General features: G+C 42.6%; 1 protein-coding gene. It reads left to right on the top strand.

Annotated features, from left to right (window positions below; translation table 11 throughout):
• Positions 1–294 (top strand): hypothetical protein (locus tag HC176_RS19690; RefSeq protein WP_209309753.1); only part of this gene is annotated, 294 nt, incomplete at its 5' end.
• Positions 295–500: the final 206 nt, after the last annotated feature.

Raw genomic sequence — 500 nt, 5'->3', positions numbered from 1 at the left:
ACTGTTGAGGGTCACACCTCCGGGGGTTCGAATCCCTCTTTCTCCGCAAAGAAAACCCGCAACGAAAGTTGCGGGTTTTTTGCATTTCAGAAGTCTAAGAAAGCTCGCTTTCGAAAGACGGATGAAATGCAAAAACAGCACTGCGATAGCAGGGCGTGGTTTTCTTTGCAGGTTCCTCCCTTAGGATCAACGCAGTTAATCCCTCTTTCTCCGCAGACTTTAAATGCTTCCCATTTTTTGGGAAGCATTTTGTTTTTAAGGAAGGTTCAAGCGGAGTTTGAAAACCTGAATTAAAAGAAAATGCTTACAGGCGCAGCCTGAAGCATTTAAAGGATGCAAGGCTCTCCTTCTTCGGATCACCTTTTGGTAATTCCTCTTGCTGGTTAGAGACAAATTTAATTTAATAAATGAATTTAATGTACAATTAAATTTTTCTCCTGCTATGGTGACCTCAATTAGTAATACCAGGTGCCGGCAATGGGATCTGAGGGGACTTCTTC

Source organism: Tamlana crocina, from assembly GCF_012037625.1.
Note: the sequence above shows the minus strand (reverse complement) of the source record. Positions and strands in the feature narration are given on the sequence as shown.